Origin of the sequence: Mesorhizobium sp. M1B.F.Ca.ET.045.04.1.1, from assembly GCF_003952465.1 — a bacterium.
In the GTDB taxonomy this organism is placed as follows: Bacteria; Pseudomonadota; Alphaproteobacteria; order Rhizobiales; family Rhizobiaceae; genus Mesorhizobium; species Mesorhizobium shonense.
In genome coordinates, this window is sequence record NZ_CP034448.1 from 348,055 (window position 1) to 369,221 (window position 21,167).

A 21,167-nucleotide genomic window follows, 5' to 3' on the forward strand; every position below is an offset into this window, starting at 1 on the left:
GGGCTCCTACGGCTTTCGAGCGCCATCGGAAGGCATTGGCGGCCGCCATTTTGATCGCCGGCGGCGTCGGGCTGATGCTAGCGGCACTGCCGCTCTAAGCCCATTCAGTCCGCCACCGGCGGAACGGCGCTCGAAGTGGAAGCGCCGCCAGGAGAAATTCGCCAAGTTGCGTCGACCAAAATGCAGGAAGACATGGCCGCGAGAAGCGGCTTAAAGCGCGTCGCACTGAGGCGGATTCAGGCGACGCGCTTTAAGTCTTTGTTTTATGCATGTCGTTTTCGCAAAACCGCTGCACACTTTTGCGCGACCATGCATTAGTCTATTGCAACACGGCAAATCGTTCCTGGGGAGGAAGCTTGATGGCGTCACGCTACCACGAGGTCTATGAGGGCTGGAAACGCGACCCCGTAGGGTTCTGGGCCGAGGCGGCCAAGGCAATCGACTGGTATTCGCCGGCCGAAAGCGTTTTCGATCCGACGGCCGGCGTCTATGGCCGCTGGTTCACCGGCGCCACCTGCAACACATGCTTCAACGCCATCGACCGCCATGTGGCGGGCGGCCGCGCCGACCAGCTGGCGCTGATCCATGACAGCGCGATCACCGGCACGGTACGCAAATTCACCTATGCGGAGTTGAAGCGCGAGGTCGTCGCGTTGGCCTCGGTGCTGAGGCATCGCGGCATCGGCAAGGGCGACCGCGTCATCATCTACATGCCGATGGTGGCGGAGGCGGCCATTGCCATGCTCGCCTCGGCCCGCATCGGCGCCGTGCATTCGGTGGTGTTCGGCGGCTTCGCCTCGCACGAGCTCGCCACCCGCATCGACGACGCCAAGCCGAAGCTGATCATTACCGCGTCCTGCGGCCTGGAGCCTGGACGCGTTGTCGCCTACAAGCCGCTGCTCGACAAGGCGATCGAGATGTCGAGGCACAAGCCCGACGCCTGCCTCATCCTGCAGCGCGAGCAGCTGCGCTGCGAGATGAGGGACAATTACGATTTCGACTATGCCGACGCGGTTGCTCGCGAGCGGGCGGCGGGCGCCAATGTCGACTGCGTGTCGGTCTTGGCCACCGACCCGCTCTACATCATCTACACCTCCGGCACGACCGGGCAGCCGAAGGGCATCGTGCGAGACAATGGCGGCCATATGGTCGCGCTGAAGTGGACTATGGACAATGAGTTCGGCGTCAAGCCGGGCGAGGTGTTCTGGGCGGCTTCCGACGTCGGCTGGGTGGTCGGCCATTCCTATATCGTCTACGGGCCGCTGCTGCACGGTTGCACCAGCGTGCTCTTCGAAGGCAAACCGATCGGCACGCCGGACGCCGGAACCTACTGGCGGGTGATCTCGGAGCATGGCGTGGTGGCGCTGTTCACGGCGCCGACGGCTTTCCGCGCCATCAAGGGGCAGGATCCGAGCGGCGAGTTCGTGCCGAAATACGATTTGTCGAAATTCCGCACGCTGTTCCTCGCCGGCGAGCGCGCCGATCCGGAAACCATCAAATGGGCGGAGCAGAAGCTCGACCGTCCGGTGATCGACCATTGGTGGCAGACCGAGACCGGCTCGCCGATGACGATCAACCCGGCCGGGCTCGGGCTTTTGCCGGTGAAATACGGCTCGCCCGGCGTGCCGATGCCCGGCTACGACATCCGCATTCTCGACGATGCCGGCCATGAGGTGGCGCGCGGCACGCTCGGCAATGTCGTGGTCAAGCTGCCGCTGCCGGCGGGCTGCCTGCCGACGCTCTGGAATGCCGACGCCCGCTTCCGCCAGGCTTACCTCGAGGAGTTCCCCGGTTTCTACAAGACGGCCGACGCCGGCATGATGGACGAGGACGGCTATCTCTATGTCATGGCCCGCACCGACGACATCATCAATGTGGCCGGCCACCGGCTTTCGACCGGCGCGATGGAGGAGGTGCTGGCCGCGCATCCCGATGTCGCCGAATGTGCGGTGATCGGCATCGCCGACGCGATGAAGGGCCAGGTGCCGCTCGGCTTCGTCGTGCTCAACGCAGGTGTGTCGCGCGACACCGGTGCCATCGAAAGCGAGGTGGTGGGCCTGGTGCGCGAACGGATCGGCCCGGTCGCCGCCTTCAAGACGGTGGTGACGATCAAGCGGCTGCCGAAGACGCGCTCCGGCAAGATCCTGCGCGGCACGATGCAGAAGATCGCCGACAAGGAGGAATGGACTATGCCGGCGACCATCGACGATCCTGCCATCCTCGACGAGATCACGGCGGCGCTGGAGAACCGAGGCATCGGGCTTTAAACCACTTCGCAAGCGCCTACGATTGGGACGTCAGGCGCTTTCACGAATTCGTCCCGCACTGCAATCGCCTGTTGTGCAATGCAGCAACAGACCCTAAAGTTCGTCTTGGGGGCCATTCCCAAGGCAAGGCATGGCTCAGCACAAGACGACTTTCGGCGGCGTCGACATATTGCGTTTCCTGGCCGCCGTCATGGTGATGTTCTATCACTATGGCTTCTGGGTATGGGCGTTTCCCAATGGCGTCTCGGCACGCGCCACCGGCGGCATCGCGGCCCATCCCGAGATGGGTTTTGTCGGCTCCGGCTGGGTCGGCGTGCAGGTGTTCTTCGTCATCAGCGGCTTCGTCATCGCCTTCAGCGCGGAAAATTCGACGCCGCTGAAATTCTTCGAGGCCCGCGTCAGGCGGCTGGCGCCGGCGGTCTGGGTCTGCGCGCCGATCTCCGCGATTGTGCTGTTGCTGGTGGGCCTGTCCTGGCCGACGGATGCCGTGGTGCGGCTTGCCCGCACCGCGCTGTTCGTGCCCTTCGAGCCGTGGGTGGACAGCGTCTACTGGACGCTCGGCATCGAGATCGCCTTCTACGCCATCGTCTGGATCCTGCTCAGGCTTGGACGCTTCGATCTGATGGAGGCCGTCGCCGTCGTCATCGGCCTCGTCAGTACGCTATTTTGGTGCTTCTATTTCCCCTTCGGCTGGACCGATCTCGCGGAGACGCGCTGGCTGCAGCTGACGCTCGTGCATCACGGCGCTTTCTTCGCCGTCGGCGTGCTCATCTGGCTGATGCGATTCAAGGCGGTGACCATCCAGCGCCTCGGCTTCTCAGCCCTTTTCCTCGCCGGCGGCGCGCTGCAGATCATCAGCTCGGTCGACGTGCACAGCATCAAGGTGGAAGCCGCGATGCCCTACGCGCCGCCGATCATCATCTTCCTCGCCGCCGTGGCTCTGATGGCGTGGTCGCTCCGGCTCGATCTTTCCTGGCGCGGCTGGCGCCGGATCGGGCTGATGACCTATCCGCTCTACCTCATCCACGATGTCGTCGGCGCGGCGATGCTCGGCACCCTGATCCGGGCGGGCGTGCCCTATCTCGTCTCGATCCCGATCGTCGGCGCGGCCATGATCGCGGCAAGCTGGCTGGTGGCGGCCGAGGCCGAGCCGCGCATCCGCCTGCTGCTCGACCACACGCTCTTCCGCTACCGGTTGAAAGCCGCCTAAAGCGCGTCGCGATCTTTCAGATTCGCTCCGTGCGCTTTAGGTTTTTGACTTTACGCATGTCTTTGTCCCGAAACCGGTTCCCACTTTCGGGAGACATGCTCTAAACTCCGCAGCAGCTCCCAGTGTGGAATTGTTTGCATTCGGCTGATATCGAGACTTGGTACGCGCTCCGCCGCGCGATCCTAGTTTAAGTACCGAGCTGCAATCCGTGAGTCTGTTCCAGCGATCGAGACGACCCCGCCCCTTGCCGCGCGAACGGCTGGTGATGGACATGCGCGAGACGGTGGTCTACGCGGTCGGCGACGTGCATGGCTGCTATGACCAGATGCGCGTGCTGGAGCAGAAGATCCAGCTCGACGCGGCGAAGTTCCGCGGCCGCAAGATCATCATCATGCTCGGCGACTATATCGACCGCGGGCCGCAATCGCGGCGCGTGATCGAGCACCTCATGGCGCCGCCGCCGAAAGGCTTCCTGCGCGTCTGCCTGGCCGGAAACCACGAGGTGGCTATGCTCAACTATCTCGACGGCTATCTGTCGCGGGAGCCATGGCTCGCGGTCGGCGGGCGGGAGACCCTTTATTCCTACGGCGTCGATCCGGCGCACCTCGCCAATCTCTACGCTTCAAGCGATGAGGTCGACGAACGCATTCGCGAGGCAATACCTGCCGGCCATATCGGCTTCCTGCGCTCGCTGCCGGTGATGGTCTGCTCGGATGAGTTCGTGTTCGTGCATGCCGGCATCCGGCCAGGCATCGCGATCGAGGCCCAGGACGAGGCCGACCTGCTCAACATCCGATCCGATTTCCTCGCGGCGGCGCATCGCCTCGACCGCTGGGTCGTGCACGGACATACGATCGTGGACGTCCCAACGCTCGACGGGCGCCGGCTCGGCATCGACACCGGCGCCTTCCAGAGCGGCCGGCTGACCGCCCTCAGGATCGTCGGCAAATATGGACGGCTGCTGTCGTCCAGGGATTGAGGGAGAGTTCCTTAAAGCGCGTCGCGCTGACGGATTCAGGCGACGCGCTTTAAGTCCTTGTTTTGATGCATGTCGTTGTCCCAGAACCGCGTACACTTCTGGGCGACATGCATTAGAGCAATTCGGACCGCACCGAGTATGGCCCAAGCACCGTTTCGCCATTCTCAGGTCGGCGCCAGTTCGGCATCTGCGGCGGCGCCAAAGGACAGCAGATCGCCTTGCCATTTGCTGCGCTTGAGGAACTGTTCCCAAGTCACGGCATCCGGATCGATTTTTCGGCTCCAGGTCAGATCGCGCCCAGGGGCGTAGTAGCCATATTCGACGGCGTATTCGACCATACCCACCAACTCGCGCACGAGATGCTCATTGTCGGCGAAGCTCGGAAAATGGCGTAACAAGTCCTCACGCGAATAGGCAGAGGCATAGCGCGCGCGCTTTCCAGTGACCCGCACAAACGTGTCCACCATCTGTTGCGCCGAGATAAACTCGCCGATCACAGGCAGGACTTCGCCAGCGTATCGCGCCGAGCGGTCAAAGATGTCGCGCACCGCCGGGCCGGCGGCAGTGAGCGGATCACAGAACGGCATGGGGATGTCCGGCGGCAAGTATATGGCAAACGTTATGCCATCCTCCCCGCCCTGCGGCACGTAGTATTCCAGGAAATTGGTGTAGTAAAACGCCAGATACACAAACGAGCTGCGGACGGGCAAGCCGCGAATGTAGTCCTCTACCTTTGCCTTGTCCGTGAAATGCGGCGCCCACTTGGTGCCGCCGGTGATGGCTTCGACATTTTCGAGTCCGCTGAACACCACGTGCTCGACGCCGGCGGCCACCGCCGCATCGGCCAACTCCTTGCCCAGGGTGAGTTCGGGTTCCGCCGGCGGCACCTTGACGATGGGCGGCGTCATCAAGAACGCCCCAGCCGAGCCTCTCATTGCTTCGGTCAGCTCGGCCTGCCTGCCGAGTTCAAGAGGCGCCACCACGACTTCGGCACCCTTCTTCGCCAGGGCCTGCGCGGGTTGGCTGTCGAGGCGCCGCGTCAGTGCTCGCACCCGGTAGCGCCCACTGTCGAGCAAGGAATTGGCGACGCTACGCCCTTGCTTGCTCGAGGCACCAACCACGGTGATCAGAGGTTTGGAAGTATCGACTTGGCTCATGCTGGTCATCCTGGTTGAGGGCGCACCGCTTCAGCCTCCGATCGACCTCCACCATGGCCTCGGGCGCGTCCGCATGCGGCCTTGACCACGAAGTCTCGGCTGGTGCGAGCTATATTGGAAATCATAAGAATGTTCGGCTACTATCCATGTGGTGGATACCAAGCGCCTGGACCTCAATCTGTTGGTTACCCTGGAGACGCTGCTGGTCGAGCGAAACGTCACGAAGGCGGCTGCCCGATTGAACCTCAGCCAGCCAGCGGTAAGCGCCCAGCTAAACCGTCTCCGGCGCGAGTTCGATGACCCGCTGCTAATTCCTGCCCAGCGAGGTATGACGCCGACGGTCAAAGCAATGGAGTTGCTCGATCCGTTGCGCCAAGCCCTTGATCAGGTTCGCGCCACGGTCGCCTCGCACAGGAACTTCGATCCGGCGAAGGCCAATCTGACCTTCGCAATCGCCTGCACGGACTATCTGCAAGCGGCAGTGGTCAAGCCGCTCGTTGTGGAACTCAGGACGCGAGCCCCCGGTGTTCGCGTCGCGATCCGCAATCTGGACGCGCCGCAGTTGGAAGCGCAGATGGCGCGCGGCGATGTGGATCTGGCGCTGATGACGCCGCAGGCGGCCTCGCCAAGTCTTCGCACGCGCCATCTGTTCGATGAACGCTATGTGCTGATCGGCCGCCGGAAGCATCCGCGGCTGCGGGACGGAATCACGGTCGCTGAATTTGCTGAGCTGGAGCAAGTGATCGTGTCTTTGGACGGGGGCAGCTTCGTAACGCCGTTGGACAGCGCTTTGGCTGCTCTCGGACACAAGCGTAACGTGGTGCTCTCCGCGGCTTCGTTCCTGTTTGTCCCGGAGATCGTGTCTCACTCGGACTTCGTGGCGCTGGTCCCGGAACGGTTGGTGCGCGACTCTGCGGACCAGCTTGAAGTGATGGACTGTCCATTCCCCGTTGAAGGCTTTGCAGTGGGAATGGTGTGGCATGAGCGCAATCACGGACACGTCGGCCAACGCTGGATTCGCGAAGCCGTCGTCTCACTTGTCGCGCATCAATCCTCGCCCCAGGCGCGTAACAATCCGGACTAGAGTCAAAACCCAATCGGTTGCCATTTGAACGACCGAGTTCGGACCCTTCTCGGACATTTTGAAGCGGAGAGCTGGGACGGCGCAAATTGACCCGTTGCGACCCTTGGGCCATCCAACCCGTGAAGGTCCGCTTCGTTGGGCTGCGCAGCGGTCGTTGCAACAATCACGCTGAGCTGGCTTGGGTCGTCGCCTCCGACTGCCGAGCGCTTAATCCGCCCCGACTTGTCACAATCACTCCCCCCTGGCTCGTCATGTGACGGGAGGCAAGCAAGCCATATGAAAGGAGACCACCATGCTGAAAAAAGTCGTGTACGTGGCGCTGTTGGTGAGCGATCAGGACAAGGCGCTCGACTTCTACACCAACGTCATCGGCCTCGAGAGGCGGATCGACGCTCCAACGCCAAGCGGACCGCGATTCCTGACCGTCGGCGTCCGGGGACAGGACTTCGAATTCGTTTTGTGGCCAGGCTCGCCCGCGAAGGCTGAACTGGGTTCCGCGGTTTATACGATCGAGGTGGAAGATTGCCGGACGGCGTTCGAAACACTGAAGTCGCGCGGCGTCACGTTCGAGCCGCCCGAGGTGCTAGACTTCCCTTGGGGTTATGCCGCGAGGTTTGAGGATCCGGATGGAAACCTGCTTCAGGTGCGCGAGGGGCGCGGCGCCTTTCGACGCTGAACGAAACGCGTTCCTCGAACATGAGGAGATGACGTGATGGATGCGATTGACCCTCAGGACACGGTAGCGGTCTAACGGACCTGCGATCCAGTCAGCCCGCCATCGGCGCTGGCGCCGTGTGGATCATCTCCATCAGGGCGGCGATGGCGGGCGTATTCGCCCGGCGGCCGACCTTTGCAATGTATTCCACGTCGGGCAGGGACGGCAGGGAAGCCGCCTCCGGCTCGAGGATACGCAGATCTGGGCCGACCAGGCTTCGCGGCAACGGCGTAATGGCGATCGCCGCGACCGCTGCAGCGCGGACGCCGGCAAGGCTGCCGCTGGTGCAGGCGATGGTCCAGCCCTGGTTCGCCCCGCCCTGCCCGCCAAGGGCGCGAAGCGCTGCTTCGCGGTACGGGCAGGGCTCCGGAAAGAACGCCAGGCGGAGAGGCGCGGGCGGTTCGCTCTCGCGCGCGAAGGCCCAAACCAACGGTTCGCGCCACAGCCTCAACCCCTCCGTGTCCTCGGCGCAGCGGCCAGCGACCATGACGTCGATCTCCCCTTTGTCCAGTCGCCTCAGCAACCGGGGTCCGATCCCGATTTCCAGGTCGATCGCCACTTGCGGGAATTGGGTCACGAAGCGTCGCAGGAGGCGGGGGAGCCATGCGCCCGTCAAGTCCTCCGACGATCCCAGCCGAATGCGACCGGCCGGCACGGCGCCGGAAAGACGCTGCCGCGCATCCTCGTTGATGCGCAAGATCGTCCGAGCATAACCGAGCAAGGTGTCGCCCGCCGGCGTGAGCTGCACCGAACGCGTGCTTCGAGCGAAGAGCGCTTGGCCCGCCTGATCCTCCAGGCGGCGAATCTGCGCGCTGACTGTCGACTGGGTGGAATGCAGGACCTCTGAGGCGCGAGTGAACCCGCCGCACTCGGCGACGGTGATGAAGACGCGCAGTAACTCGGTTTCAAACATGGGACCTCATCGTCCTCGATTTAACACTTTTCTCGCTGAATGCCAGCGAAATTACTCGTTTGCTAAATTTATCCGGAAGCGGAAGGTTGAGGTGACCGGCGCGGTTGTGCGCCTCGAAGGAATCGATCGCTATGATCAAATTGCTCTATCTGGAAGTTTCTCCCCGCAAGGCGGAGTCCGCCTCGATCGAGGTGGCGCGCGCCTTCATTGACGCCTATCGCGCGGCACACCCTTCGGATGAGATCGAAATTCTCGACCTCTGGTCGCTGGACCTGCCGCCACTCGACGAGGACGCGCTGAATGCGAAGTACGCCGGCATTTATGGCGATGGTCGCTCGCCGGCGCAGGCGGCGGCATGGTCGCGAATGGAGGCGCTGGCCGCGCCCCTGCTCGCCGCCGACAAGCTTCTGATGGCGGTCCCGCTCTGGAACTTCTCGATCCCCTACCGCCTGAAGCACTACATTGACTTGGTGTCGCAGAAGGACATCCTGTTCTCGTTCGACCAGACCGGCTTTGGCGGTCTGATGAAGGCGAAGAAGGCGGCGGTCATCTACGCGCGCGGCCTGGACTATGCGCCGACCAGCAACTGGACCCCGGGCGAGCGCTACGACTTCCAGCGCCCCTATGTGGAGGCGTGGCTCCGGTTCATCGGCCTGACCGACATCCAGGACGTGGTTGTGGAGCGCACCTTGTTCGGCCTCGAGGCCGACGCGGAGGCGCGGCGGGCGGCCGCGAGCGAGGCGCGCGCCATGGCCGAAGACTTCTGACGGCCGCCCTCCGCCGAGATGACACCCATTTCGTCGACGGGGCGCGGGTCGCCGGCATTTCGGAGGGCCGCCGGCAGCAGAGGTGGGCGCTGGTTTTGCCGACCTGCACCGAACGTCTGCAATGCGCGCACCATCGCGACGTTCGGAGACTTGACGCCCGACGGCAATTCATGGCGCTACTTGCTGCTTCCGGTAGCTGGATCGACCGGCAGGGGTCCACCCCATCTTGGCTATGGCGCGGCGAAGCTGATTGGGTTTTGACCCTAAAGCGCGTCGCGCTGAAGCGGATTCGAGCGACGCGCTGTAAATCTTTGTTTTCCCTGGAATTGCTTTAGGCTGCCGCCTCCGGCATCCGAATGCCCCTTGGTTAATCGACCGCCGCGTATCGGTAGTCCGTGCTTGAATGCCGTTAGATCTGCATATCGTGTACTGTGACGAGACGTCGGGATCGAGGATCAGCGGACATGGATGAGGTGGGCCTGGCCGAGATCGCAGCCCGGTATGCTCGGTTTGCCGATACAGAAGCGCATGGTCGCTCGCCGCTTTACGAGGAGTTAGCTCGTGCCGTGGCTGGGGACCGGGTGACACTCGGCTTCCTGTCGACCCTCCCGGATATGAAGCGGCAACCGAACCTTCTGCTCGCCGCGGTGCGTCACCTGTTCGGCACGCCGACAGGCTGGACCGAGTTCCGCCAGGCGCTTCTGGCGCATCCCAACGCCGTCCGCTCGCTCATGCTCGAGCGCTCGACGCAAACCAACGAGCCAGGGAGATGCGCCGCATTGCTCCCCGTCCTGGCGCGGTTGCCGCAGCCGCTCGCCCTCCTTGAGGTCGGGACGTCCGCAGGGCTCTGCCTCATGCCCGACCTCTATGGCTACGACTACGGGCCTACGGTGATTCGCGCACCCGCCATGCCCTCGGAGCCGCCTGTCTTTCGATGCTCCGCCAGCGAGACGACCCCGTTGCCGACGGCCGCGCCGCAAGTCGTCTGGCGGGCGGGATTGGACCTGAGCCCGATCGACGCTGCGGACCCCGCGCAGGTCGCATGGCTTGAGACGCTGGTGTGGCCGGAGCAGACGGCGCGGCTCGCCAATCTGCGGGCGGCCGTAAGGATCGCTGCCACGGTCAAACCCCGGATCGTCAAGGGCGACCTACGTGGGAGCGAGATCGCGCGGCTCTGCAGCGAAGCCCCAAAGGACGCGACCCTCGTCGTCTTTCACACGGCCGTACTCGACTATGTCTCCGACCCCGCAGACAGAGAGGCTTTTGCGGAGCAGGTGATGCGTCTCTCTCCTTATTGGGTATCGAACGAGTTCCCTCGCGTATTCCCGTCCATCGCTAGCCGCGCCGGAACAAACTGGCCCTCCGGGCGCTTCCTCCTGTCCGTGAACGGCTCCCCTGTCGCTTGGACTGACCCGCATGGCGCCTCGCTCGATTGGATCGCGGACGAGGCTTGAGGACCCCCAGCCGAATGCCAAGCACTTGCGCCAAGGCTTGCTGAAAGTCGACCCTCCCAAAGAGTTGGACGTCCGATCCCGCCGCTGACTGCGGACGTTGACCGACAACGCGTTGGGCGCAGCGAAGCTGGTTGGATTTTGACCCTAAAGCGCGTCGCGCTGAAGCGGATTCAGGCGACGCGCTGTAAGTCTTTGTTTTTCGTGGAATTGCTCTAGGCGGCCTGCTTGGCGCGCGATTCCGACTTCTCCAGATAGTAGCTCGAATAGCGGTCGAAGAATTTTTCCGAACCGCCGAGCGAGCCGTATTTGGCCAATTTCTTCAGCTCGACCTTGTTGAGCACCGCGCCGACGATCTTGTCAGCGACATAGGACTCCGATTCCAGCATCGAGCGCACCATGGCGCGCGGCGTGCGGCCCCATTCGGTGACGAGCACGAAACCGTCGACCAGCGGCGCGAAAGCCTTGGCGTCGACCACCGGGCCGAGCGGCGGCAGGTCGACGATGATGTATTCGAAGGTCTCCCTGGCGTTCTCGATGAAGCGCCGCATGCCGGCCGAACCCAGAAGCTCGCTGGTGTGCGAGAACTGGCCGCGCAGCACGGCGGGGATGATCGCCAGCTTGGTCTGGCGGTCGACCTTGCCGACCGACTGCCAGGTCTGCCCGTTGACCACCGCTTCCATCAGCCCTTGCTCGGACTCCATGCCGAGGCTGCGGCTGAGGCCGGGATTGCGCAGGTCGCCGTCGATCAGCAAGGTCCTGGCGCCGTTGGCGGCGAGCAGCCCTGCGAGGTTTGCCGCAACCGTCGACTTGCCTTCGCCGGGCAGGACCGAGATGACGCCGATCACCCGGCTGCCCTTGTCTTCCATCACCACATCGAACGCGATCTTGGCGTTGCGGAGCGTTTCGGCGAACATCGAGGCCGGCGCATCGAGGCTCACCCGCATGCGCGCCCTTCTCTCGGCGGCCGACAGGCTGGTGACCTTGCCGTCGGCCGGCAAGTCGTCCGGCTTCGTCTCCTTGGCCTTGCCGCCGCCGATCGTCGGCAGATAGCCGAGGAACTTCAGGCCGACGCGGTCGCGAACGTCCTCGCCCGTGCGGAAGAAGCGCTCGTTGAATTCGTTCAGGCCGCCGAAGCCGGCGCCAAGCATGAGGCCAAGCACCAGCGAGAGCGCCAGCACCCTGATGGTGCGCGGGCTCGACGCGGCAAGCGGCATGTTCGCGTCCGAGATGATGCGCACCTTGCCGACAGGGAAGGATTGCTGCTGCGAGGCTTCCTGGTAGCGGCCGAGGAATGTCTGGTAGAGCGTGGAGAGCGCCTGCGCCTGCTGGTCGAGTTCCCTCAGCTTCACCTGCGACTCGTTGTCGGCCGAGCTCTGGCCGGCAGCGGTGGTGATCTTCTGCCTGAGTTCGGCTTCGCGCGCCTGCGCCACCTGGAAGTCGTTGCGGTAGCTTTCGGTGATCTGCTTCAACTGCCCGAAGATCTGCGCCGATACATCGGCCTTTTCCCTGGCGAGCGCGACCGCCTGAGGGTGGTCCTTGCCGAAGTTCGCCTCGACATCCTGCAGCCGCTTGGAGACGGCGAGATAACGGGTCTTGAGCCCGATGATGACCGAGCTGCTCGGCTGATCGGACGCAATCGCCGAATCATTGAAAGCATTCTCGGAGCCGCTGTCGACGATCGCCTTGTACTGCTGGTAGCGGGCACTGGCGCGCGCGGTATCGGCCTGCGCGATGATGAGCTGGGCGTTGAGGTCGGACAGTTGCTTGCCGCTGATCAACTGGCCGTCGCTGTTTGCGGACAGCCCGTGCTCGGCCCTGAATTTCTCGACTTCCATCGCGGCCTGTTGCGAGCTTTGGCGCAGCTCGGTCAGCCTGCCCTGCAGCCAGACCGCCGCGCGCTCGGTGGCGTCGAAGCTAGCATTGAGCTGATCCGCGAGATAGGCATCGGCATAGGCCTTGGTGATGGCCGTGGCGAGAGCTGGATTCGTCGACTGATAGCCCAACGTAATGACGTTGCTGCGGCCGTTGCGATCCGCCATCAATCCGGTCTGCAGAACAAGGACCGCATAGTCATGGGTCGCGGCCTTCATCATGGCTTCGCGCGTTGCGGCATCCACGTTCTCGATCCCAGGGAGTTCGCTGACCGCGCTGCCGCGGAAATAGGCGACAATACCGCGCAGGAACCCGACACCCTTGGCCAAAGCCGATTGCGGCGGGTTCATGAACTCCTGGTTCTGATCGAGCTTCAGCTTGTCGACCACCTCCGACGCCAGTCGCGCGGAGCTGAGAATTTCTATCTGGCTGAGGATTGTCGCGTCCGTCTGCTGCGTAGCACTGACCGCCGAGATATCGTCCACGACCTTGTTCAGGCCCTCGTCGATCAACACGCTCGCAAACGACGTGTATTGCTTGGGCGTGGTCTGCAGGTAGATCACGCCCAGGAACAGGCCGATGACGGCGCAGACCGCCACCACCTTGACCTGCCGGGCCGCCATGCCAAGCAGACGCTCGACGTCGATGAAGTCTTCACCCTTTTCCGGTTCGGTGCTGGGCAATGGCATCCTCTTGTCGAGAGGAAAGTTGGCATAATTCATCTTCGGTCCAATTCCAGGTTGCAGGCGCTACCGGCCTTCGAAGAGTGGCGTCGTTACCAGAAAAGACCACGCAACATCCGTGCCACGGGGCGCCCGGCCAGGAAGGCCAGGCGCTTGCGCGGCTGTCGCGCCATCGCGATTTCGCATATGCACCCAAAATTTGGGCATTATGCGGCTACTTCCCGGCGCTCATGCGACCGGACGAATTGCTGCAGCATCTCGAACACAGGTCCTTTCATGTCGTCGCGCGACAGAGCAAAGGCGATGGTGGCCTCGATGAAGCCCTCCTTGGAGCCGCAGTCGAACATGCGGCCGTCGAAGGGCTGGGCATAGAACGACTGGCTCTCGGCCAGGCGAACCATGGCGTCGGTGAGCTGGATCTCGTTGCCGGCGCCGCGCTGCTGGTTGCCGAGCAGCGCAAAAATCTCCGGCTGCAGGACGTAGCGGCCGTTGATGTAGAAGTTCGACGGCGCGTTGGCGGGAGCGGGCTTCTCGACCATGGCGGTGACTTCGAAGCCGGAGGCCACCTCGGCGCCGCGGCCGACAATGCCGTATTTGCTGGTTTCCGAAGGATCGCAGCGCTCGACGGCGATGACGTTGCCGCCGGTGCGCCGATAGAGATCGACGGTTTCGGCCAGACAGCCGCGCGCGCCGAAGGACACCATGTCGGGGAGCAGCAGGGCGAAAGGCTCGTTGCCGATAACGTCGCGCGCGCACCACACGGCATGGCCGAGGCCCTGCGGCGACTGCTGGCGGATGAAGCTGGTGGCGCCGGCCACGGGCAGCAGGCTTTCCAGTGATTGGAGCTGCGCCTTCTTGCCGGTCTGCTCGAGCGTCCCGATCAATTCAGGATGCAGGTCGAAATAGTCCTCTATGACCGCCTTGTTGCGGCCGGTGACGAAGACGATGTGCTCGATGCCGGCCTCGAACGCCTCGTCCACGGCATATTGCACGACAGGCTTGTCGACGACGGGCAGCATTTCCTTCGGCATCGACTTGGTCGCCGGCAGGAACCGCGTTCCGAGCCCCGCCACCGGTATGACTGCCTTCCTGACTTTCTGCATCGCTTATTCCTTCTGAGGAGATCGATTTTTACCTATCGCTGGCTATGAAAATTCATTCCATCCGCCTGCATGCTTCACCTCCCCGCCGCCACGGCAAATTGTGCCGCTACCCTTCTCAGCCGGACCGCGATCGGCATGCTCATATGCCTGACCGCGGCCGGATCGCTGAGCGCCGTGCGTATCGCCTTGAGCGGCGCACGCGCCTTGATGTGCTGAACCAATGACAGGAACGACGCCGCCTTGCGCAGGCTGCGGCTTCGTCTCGCGAAGGCCGCTCTGGCGCTGTCGTCCATGGAGTGCGCCGCCGCGAAGGCGGCATCGGCCTTGGCCATCGCCTCGACATGATGCAATTCGAGCACCCGCGAGATCGATCCGGTGCGGATGTGGTAGACATAGCCGGTGGTCGGCTCGACCACGCAGCGGCCGCCCTTGGCCAGCGCGCTCGCCAGAAGAATGTAGTCTTCGCCGATGCGCAGCGTCTCGTCGTAGCGAAGCCGGTTCTCGTCGAGGAACCGACGCAGGAAGATCGGCTTCAGGTAGCCGAGATTGAAGCGCGATTCGAAGACCACGTTGCCGGCGATGTAGTCGGCAAGCGATATCTCGCCGAGCGCTTCGAGGTAGCTGGCCGGGAACATGATGTCGTCGGGCGTGCCGTCCTCGCGCACGACCTGGACATTGTCGACCGCGATCTCGGCCCCTGACTTTTCCGCCCGCGCGATCATTGCCGCCAGCCGGCCGGGAAGGACGGCATCGTCGGAATCGAGCACGGCCACCCAGCGGCCGCGGGCGAGATCGAGCCCGGCATTCCTGGCGCCGCCCGGACCCCGGTTGGCGGGAAGCGCGACAATTTTCACGATGTCTTTGGGATAGGCGCACGCGACATCGAGCGTGCGGTCGCTCGACCGGTCGTCGACGACGATTATCTCCACGGAGACGTCGCGCTGCGCCATCGCGCCGGCGATCGCCCGGTCGAGGGTCGCCCTGGCATTGTAGGCGGCGATGACGAAGCTGACGTCAGGCTGCACGCTTGTCCCCTTCCTGCGGAGTGAGGCCGTATTGGCGGATTTCGCGGCCGCCGAGCAGACCGCTGATCACACCAACGTGCATAATGCCGCGGAGCGCGCTGCGGTTCCGTCGCACCGGGCTCATCGCCGTCAAAAGCGCCGTGCCGAAGCAATAGGCCGCCTTGGCGGAAGCGAGACCGACCTGACTGATGCGGCGCAGGCCGCCGGTGTCGCGCCCGATGAGGTGGCCATGCGTCTGACCGAAGCGGAAGCGGCGGCGGCGCAGCCAGTCGAAAGCTGCCCTCGAGCGCGGCACCACCTCGTCGACAAAGGCCTGTGGGGCAAAGGCGATGCGTCCACCGGCCTTGACCATCTGATCGAAGAATTCCGTGTCCTCGCCGCCGGTCTGGCCGCGCGCCAGGCTGAAGCGCCGGTTGCGGAGGCTATCCTCGGTCACCTTGAGCAGGACGTTACAGGTATAGCCGGTGCGGATCTCGCCGCGCACCCAGACGGGCAAAGTCGAATGGAAATCGCCCTTGCGCATCCAGGCCGGCGCATCCGGATGATAGCTTGCGCGAACTGGCCCGAGCACGGCGGTCGCGCCGGTCGCCCCCATGGTTGCGACGAGCTCGACGAGCCAGCCCGGCGAAGCCGTCTCGTCGTCGTCGATGAAGGCGGCAAGGTCCGATACGCTGGCATCGAGGCAGGCATTGCGGGCGATCGAAATGTTGCGCGCCGGCGCATGGCGATAGCGGATCGGCAGCTTCAACTCCTGCGCCAATGCCTTCACCAACGACTGCGCCGCCGGCTGGTCGTCATTGTCGGCAACGACGACGCCGATCTCGAAGCCGACGGGTTTTTCCAGCGCGGCAATGGAGCGCAGCGTGTCGGCAAGCTCCGGCCGGCGGAAGGTGCAGATGCAGATGTCGATGGAACGGCCTGCCATCATGCCACCTCGCGCGCGGGCTGCGGGCTGAGGAGCTGCAGCCAGAAACCCACGGACCAGCCCAAATGCATGACCATCGCCGATACGCCGGCTAGCGCGATGGCCGGATTGCGCTGGCCGATCGCGGTCACGACGCCATAGCCGAGACAAACCGCCGCCCATATCAGAAACGGCACCGCCGCCAGCACGAACAGCGGAGCAAAAACGGTGAGCAGCACCACCGGGAATACCAGCAGCGGGATCATCTGCCTCAGCTTCGGCATCATCCTGTGCTTCAGCACGTTCTTGGCGCGGCCGCGGCCATAGCCCAGATACTGGAAAAACAGGCCCTTCAGCGTGGAGCGCGGATAATAGACCATCTGCGTCCTGCCGCTCATCCAGATGCGGCAGCCGGCCAGACGGAGGCGATGGTCGAGCTCGGCATCCTCGTTGTGGCTGAAGCTCTCGTCATAGCCGCCAACCGCCCGGAAGGCGGCGATGCGCATCAGCGCATGATGGCCGTGATCGACCCATTCGCCGGCCGACATGTGGCGATGCTTCGAGCCGCCGGTGCCGAGCTTGGAGTTCTGCGCCGCGGCCACCGCCTTCTGCACCGCGCCGGTGCCGCTGGTCAGCATCGAGACGACGACCGAATCAGCGCTGGTGGCAAGCGCCTCCTCGACCAGCCTGTCACAATAGTCGGCCGGATAGCCGCCATGCGCGTCGATGCGAATGAGATAGTCGGCGCCGTCGCCGAATGTCGACACCGCCAGATTGATGGCAGCGCTCTGGATGCGCTTCGGGTTGGCGAGCAGGGTGACCCGCGGATCCTCGGCAGCGGCCTTTTCGACGATGGCTTGCGTGCCGTCGGCGCTGCCGCCGTCGACCACGACGATGCGCGCGCCGAGCCGCGCCGCTGCCGGCCGCAATTGCTCGAGCAGCGCGCCGATATGAGCAGCCTCGTTGAGGCACGGAACAACGATGAGGCTCGATGGCGTGCTCTGCGTCATCGGCTTTTGTCCATTCTCAGCCATCCTATGCCAGGGCCTCCGTCGCGAAGGTTCCGCGAACGGACGTCAGGCCGCGCAGCTTGTCGACGAAGGCCAGGCAATCGCTGCGGTCGTAGCTCCAGATCCTCGGATTGCGGGCCAGCACCCGCGACTTCAGCTTGCCGAAGCGCTCCTGCCCCATCCGGCCGAGCGCGGTGTCGAGGCCTTCCGGGGTGGCTTCGGCTAGAAGCACGCCGATGTCCTGCCGCTCGAGGAACCGGCCGGTTTCGGTGCTCGCCATCGAAACCGGCACGGCGCCGAAGCGGCAGCCTTCATAGAGGCGGTTGGGAAGCAGCCATTCGGAATTCTGGCCCTGCTCGAAGAAATCGATCGCCCAGGAGAAATGCACCTCCCGGTAGATCGCCGCCATGTCCTCCGGATTGCGGTAGGGACCGCGAAAGGAGAGCCAGGGCTCGGCTTCGACGAAGGCATGAAAATCCGGGAATTCGGACAGCGCGGGACGCCCCCTGAGCACCGCTTCGAAGCGTCCGTTCTGCCGGCGGGTGAATTCAGCCAGCAGTTCCAGCGAGCGGCGGCATCTGAGCGCGCCGAACCAGCCGATGCGCCAGGGCGGCGCCACCGGGCTGTCATCTTCGCGCCGATGGTCCGCCGACACCGGCATGGTGTCGAAATATTTGTTCTCGATCAGCTCGACCGGTGCGGCGATTTGCCCGAACGGCTTGAAATAATTGGCGATGAAGGCGGGGGAACTGGTGACCAGAAGCTTGACGTCGCGGGCGAGATAGCGCTCGGCGCCGCGCAGCATTCTGCCGATCAGGTCGTTGCGCAATACCAGCCGATGGATGTCCAGGCATTCGTAGACGATCGGCACGCTTGCGCCGAAAACCTGCTTGGCGCGGCGGGCGAGCGCCAGCATTTCCAGGTTGCGCGCGATGATGAGATCGGGTCGCGGCACGACACCAAGCTTGGCGCCGATCGACATCGCGGCCTTGGCCACCGCGCCGAGGCGCTGCGCGAATCGGCCATCGCGCGTCAGGCCGAGATCGACCGGCTCGAGACCTTCGACCTCGGCGATCGGACTGGAGGTGCGGCGGAAGCCCGCCAGGGTGATCCTGGCACCGCCTGCCCTGAGCATTTTGACCCTCCGGCGTACTGCCGGATCGGAGACGTCATGCACAAGGTACAAGACATGCAGCATGAAATTCGACCGCTGTTGGGCCCGCCACCCGAGGGAATGCTAGTACAGCTTTTGCTGCATCGCAACATTTTTGGTGCAGCGTAGCAAATGCTGCGCAATTTTTTGTTGCGCTGCAAAAACCTCTTGCGGTAGCTTGTTCATGGCGGCGGGCGCCGGTCGCGACGATGTCGGACCGGCGTAAAAATCAGGGATCCTGAATTTGGAAACCAGTGCATTCGATCCGCCCGAGGGCTCACTGCGCAGATCGGTCGGACGCGGCGCCATCGTCACCGCGATGGCGCAGGGCGTGCGGGTCGCCACCCAGATCGTCTCCGTCATCGTGCTGTCGCGGCTGCTGTCGCCGCAAGATTTCGGCGTGGTGGCGATGTGCGCGCCGGTGCTCGCCTTCATCGCGCTGTTCCAGGATTTCGGCCTGACCCAGGCGACGATCCAGAAAACCGGCATACGGCACGAGGAGGTCAACTACCTCTTCTGGATCAACACGGCGGTGAGCGCGATCCTCGCCTGCGTGCTTGCCGCGGCGGCTCCTTTGGTGGCCGCCTTCTATGGCGAGCCGCGCGTGGCGGGCCTGGTCGCCGCGTTCGGCCTGCAGATCATGGCCTACGGCCTCGGCGCCCAGCACCTGGCGCTGCTGACGCGCCGCATGGAATTCACCCGGCTCGCAATCATCGATGTCGCCAGCGCCGTTTCCGGCCTCGTCGTCTCGATCGCCTGGACCTTCATCGACCGCTCCTACTGGGCGCTTTTTGCCGGCACGCTGACCGGCGCCGTGCTGCCGACGCTTTGCTACTGGGTGTCCTCGCGCTGGCGTCCCGGACTGCCGCGCAAGGTCGAGGGCATCGGCCAGCTGATCCATTTCGGCGCCGGCATCACCGGCTTCAACTTCGCCAATTTCTTCGCCCGCAACCTCGACAACGTGCTGATCGGCAAATACTGGGGCGAGGCCCAGCTCGGCCTCTATGACCGCGCCTACAAGCTGCTGCTGTTCCCGCTCAGCCAGATCACCAATCCGCTGTCGAAGGTGATGGTGCCGGCGCTCTCGCGTCTGAAAGACGAGCCGGATCGTTACCGCAGCGCCTATCTGCGCGTCATGCCGCTGGTCCTCCTGGTGGCGCTGCCGGGCGTGGCCTTCGCCACCGCCATGTCCGATACGCTCATCCCGTTCGTGCTCGGCCAGCAGTGGCGGGAGAGCGCCAATATCTTCCTGGCGCTGGGTTTCGCCGGCCTGCTGCAGCCGCTCAACAATCCGGCCGGATGGCTGTTCGTCAGCCAGGGCCGGTCGGGCGACTTCATGCGCTGGGGCATTGTCACGGCCATAACCTCGGTGATGGCATTTGCCGTCGGCCTCTCCTATGGCGCTCTCGGCGTCGCCATCGCCTATGCGGTCAGCGAATATCTCAGAACGCCTTTCCTGTGGCTCTATGTCGGCAAGGCCGGACCGTTGCGAGCGAGCCATGTGCTCCACGCTGCGACCCCGTTCGTGCTCGGTGCGCATCTGGCGCTGGCGCTCGTCTGGCTCGCCAAGCCGATGCTGCCTGCGCAGCCGGTCATCGCCCTGGCAGGAGGCGCGGTGCTGTCCTATGTCGTCACCATCATCGTCGCGCTCGCCTTCGGCGCCGGCCGCGAGGCGCTTCGGGAGGCCTTGCGGCTGATCCCGGCGCGCGGATTCTCGCCGGCACCCAGCGAGGCGAAATAGCTTGCTCGGCGCAACGGCAATTGCGCTTCGATCACCGGCCGACAGCCGGCGAAACCGCTGATTTGAGGGTACGGCAACAGCATGAATTACCGATCGATTTCAGACATGAACGACGCGATCGCGCGGAACCTGCACCGGCTGCCGCGGGACATCGACCTGGTCGTTGGCGTGCCGAGAAGCGGCATCCTCGCCGCAACGCTGGTCAGCCTGACGGCGAACATCCCGATGACCGATCTCGACAGCTTCCTCGCCGGCAAGATCTATTCGTCGGGGATCACCAAGCGCCGCGCCGCGCTCGACCGGCAGCATGCCGAAATGCGCAAGATCCTGGTGATCGACGACAGCGTCAGCGGCGGCAACGCCATGCGCGATGCGCGCGCAAAGATCGCCGCCGCCGGTATCCAGGGCGATTTCGTCTTCGCCGCCGTGTTCGGGCTGCTCTCGCAGCACAAGGAAACCGACATCGTCTTCGAGGTCGTGCCGCATCCCAGGATGTTCCAGTGGAACTTCATGCACCACGTCTTCCTCGAGCAATGCTGCGTCGACATAGATGGGGTGCTTTGCCTCGATCCGACCGAGGAAGAGAACGATGACGGGCCGGCTTACGAGAAATTCCTCGCCGAGGCGCGGCCGCTGCTCGGGCCGACCCGCAAGATCGGCTGGCTGGTGACGAGCCGGCTGGAAAAGTACCGCAAGCTGACCGAGGCGTGGCTTGCCAAACACGAGATCAAATACGACCATCTCATCATGCTCGACCTGCCGAGCAAGGCGGAGCGGCAGCGGCTCGGGGCGCATGGCAGCTTCAAGGCCGAGTTCTACCGCAAGTCGGACGCCATCCTGTTCATCGAGAGCGAGCATGAGCAGGCGCTCAAGATTGCCAAGCTGTCCGGCAAGCCGGTGCTGTGCGTCGAAACCAACATAGTGAGCTTTCCCGACGCGCTTTCCCTGCCGGCGCTGGAGCAGGCGGCGCGCAACCTGCCGGCGCGGCTCAGGCAGGTCAATTCGCCCGACGGGCGCAAAAAGGTCGTCAAGACCGCCGCGCGCGCCCTGCTTGGCGAACGCGCCTACGAGATGCTGAAGAGCCGGGTCAAAAGACCAGCGTAAGTAGAATCTTACGGGGTTGGTCTTCA

General features: G+C 64.0%; 17 protein-coding genes. 9 read left to right on the top strand and 8 right to left on the bottom strand.

The features are described from left to right. Positions 1-359: 359 nt before the first annotated feature. The 3 genes from EJ071_RS01645 to EJ071_RS01655 all read left to right on the top strand — a co-directional run bounded on the left by EJ071_RS01645 (position 360) and on the right by EJ071_RS01655 (position 4,456). Positions 360-2,267, top strand: a complete 1,908-nt coding sequence (locus EJ071_RS01645) for a propionyl-CoA synthetase (protein ID WP_126096513.1) — start codon at positions 360-362, stop codon at positions 2,265-2,267. Between the two features lie 130 nt (positions 2,268-2,397). After that, the gene (locus tag EJ071_RS01650; RefSeq protein ID WP_126096514.1) at positions 2,398-3,477 is read left to right on the top strand and encodes an acyltransferase; all 1,080 of its coding nucleotides are present in this window, start codon (positions 2,398-2,400) and stop codon (positions 3,475-3,477) included. Positions 3,478-3,721: 244 nt separating this feature from the next. Further along, positions 3,722-4,456, top strand: a complete 735-nt coding sequence (locus tag EJ071_RS01655; protein WP_348628130.1) for a metallophosphoesterase family protein — start codon at positions 3,722-3,724, stop codon at positions 4,454-4,456. Positions 4,457-4,620: 164 nt separating this feature from the next. On the opposite strand, the gene EJ071_RS01665 is transcribed toward EJ071_RS01655, so the two are convergent. After that, positions 4,621-5,613 (bottom strand): NmrA/HSCARG family protein, encoded by a 993-nt coding sequence (locus tag EJ071_RS01665; protein WP_126096516.1) that lies wholly within the window; start codon positions 5,611-5,613, stop codon positions 4,621-4,623. A 148-nt stretch (positions 5,614-5,761) separates the two neighbouring features. Between EJ071_RS01665 and EJ071_RS01670 the strand changes: the two genes are divergently transcribed. Both EJ071_RS01670 and EJ071_RS01675 read left to right on the top strand, forming a co-directional pair. Further along, positions 5,762-6,697: a LysR family transcriptional regulator gene (locus tag EJ071_RS01670; RefSeq protein WP_348628131.1), complete on the top strand. Its 936-nt coding sequence runs from the start codon at positions 5,762-5,764 to the stop codon at positions 6,695-6,697. A 292-nt stretch (positions 6,698-6,989) separates the two neighbouring features. After that, the gene (locus tag EJ071_RS01675; protein WP_126096517.1) at positions 6,990-7,373 is read left to right on the top strand and encodes a VOC family protein; all 384 of its coding nucleotides are present in this window, start codon (positions 6,990-6,992) and stop codon (positions 7,371-7,373) included. A 91-nt stretch (positions 7,374-7,464) separates the two neighbouring features. Here EJ071_RS01675 and EJ071_RS01680 read toward each other — a convergent pair whose 3' ends face one another. Beyond that, positions 7,465-8,325 carry a LysR substrate-binding domain-containing protein gene (locus tag EJ071_RS01680; RefSeq protein WP_126096518.1) on the bottom strand — a complete coding sequence of 287 codons (861 nt, stop codon included), beginning with the start codon at positions 8,323-8,325 and terminating at the stop codon, positions 7,465-7,467. A 131-nt stretch (positions 8,326-8,456) separates the two neighbouring features. Between EJ071_RS01680 and EJ071_RS01685 the strand changes: the two genes are divergently transcribed. Together EJ071_RS01685 and EJ071_RS01690 are read left to right on the top strand one after the other, a co-directional pair. Continuing rightward, positions 8,457-9,092: an NAD(P)H-dependent oxidoreductase gene (locus tag EJ071_RS01685; RefSeq protein ID WP_126096519.1), complete on the top strand. Its 636-nt coding sequence runs from the start codon at positions 8,457-8,459 to the stop codon at positions 9,090-9,092. Between the two features lie 464 nt (positions 9,093-9,556). After that, entirely contained in the window at positions 9,557-10,546 is a 990-nt protein-coding gene (locus EJ071_RS01690; protein ID WP_126096520.1) for a DUF2332 domain-containing protein, read from the top strand. A 212-nt stretch (positions 10,547-10,758) separates the two neighbouring features. On the opposite strand, the gene EJ071_RS01695 is transcribed toward EJ071_RS01690, so the two are convergent. The 6 genes from EJ071_RS01695 to EJ071_RS01720 all read right to left on the bottom strand — a co-directional run bounded on the left by EJ071_RS01695 (position 10,759) and on the right by EJ071_RS01720 (position 18,341). After that, entirely contained in the window at positions 10,759-13,140 is a 2,382-nt protein-coding gene (locus EJ071_RS01695; protein WP_126096521.1) for a polysaccharide biosynthesis tyrosine autokinase, read from the bottom strand. A 167-nt stretch (positions 13,141-13,307) separates the two neighbouring features. Beyond that, positions 13,308-14,204 carry a UTP--glucose-1-phosphate uridylyltransferase GalU gene (galU, locus tag EJ071_RS01700; RefSeq protein WP_126096522.1) on the bottom strand — a complete coding sequence of 299 codons (897 nt, stop codon included), beginning with the start codon at positions 14,202-14,204 and terminating at the stop codon, positions 13,308-13,310. A gap of 74 nt (positions 14,205-14,278) precedes the next feature. Beyond that, a complete protein-coding gene (locus EJ071_RS01705) occupies positions 14,279-15,229 on the bottom strand; it encodes a glycosyltransferase family 2 protein (RefSeq protein ID WP_126096523.1) in 951 nt (316 codons plus the stop codon). Beyond that, on the bottom strand, positions 15,219-16,157 hold the full coding sequence (locus tag EJ071_RS01710) for a glycosyltransferase (protein WP_126096524.1): 939 nt from the start codon (positions 16,155-16,157) through the stop codon (positions 15,219-15,221). Before EJ071_RS01710 ends, EJ071_RS01705 begins: the two co-directional genes overlap by 11 nt. Next, a complete protein-coding gene (locus tag EJ071_RS01715; RefSeq protein WP_126096525.1) occupies positions 16,154-17,143 on the bottom strand; it encodes a glycosyltransferase family 2 protein in 990 nt (329 codons plus the stop codon). Before EJ071_RS01715 ends, EJ071_RS01710 begins: the two co-directional genes overlap by 4 nt. 25 nt (positions 17,144-17,168) lie before the next feature. Continuing rightward, entirely contained in the window at positions 17,169-18,341 is a 1,173-nt protein-coding gene (locus EJ071_RS01720; RefSeq protein ID WP_126096526.1) for a glycosyl transferase family 1, read from the bottom strand. Positions 18,342-18,540: 199 nt separating this feature from the next. Here EJ071_RS01720 and EJ071_RS01725 point away from each other — a divergent pair, with 199 nt between their 5' ends. Further along, complete coding sequence (locus tag EJ071_RS01725; protein ID WP_126096527.1) at positions 18,541-20,037, top strand: lipopolysaccharide biosynthesis protein; 1,497 nt, start codon at positions 18,541-18,543, stop codon at positions 20,035-20,037. A gap of 81 nt (positions 20,038-20,118) precedes the next feature. Then, positions 20,119-21,141, top strand: a complete 1,023-nt coding sequence (locus EJ071_RS01730) for a phosphoribosyltransferase (RefSeq protein WP_126096528.1) — start codon at positions 20,119-20,121, stop codon at positions 21,139-21,141. Positions 21,142-21,167 lie beyond the last annotated feature (26 nt).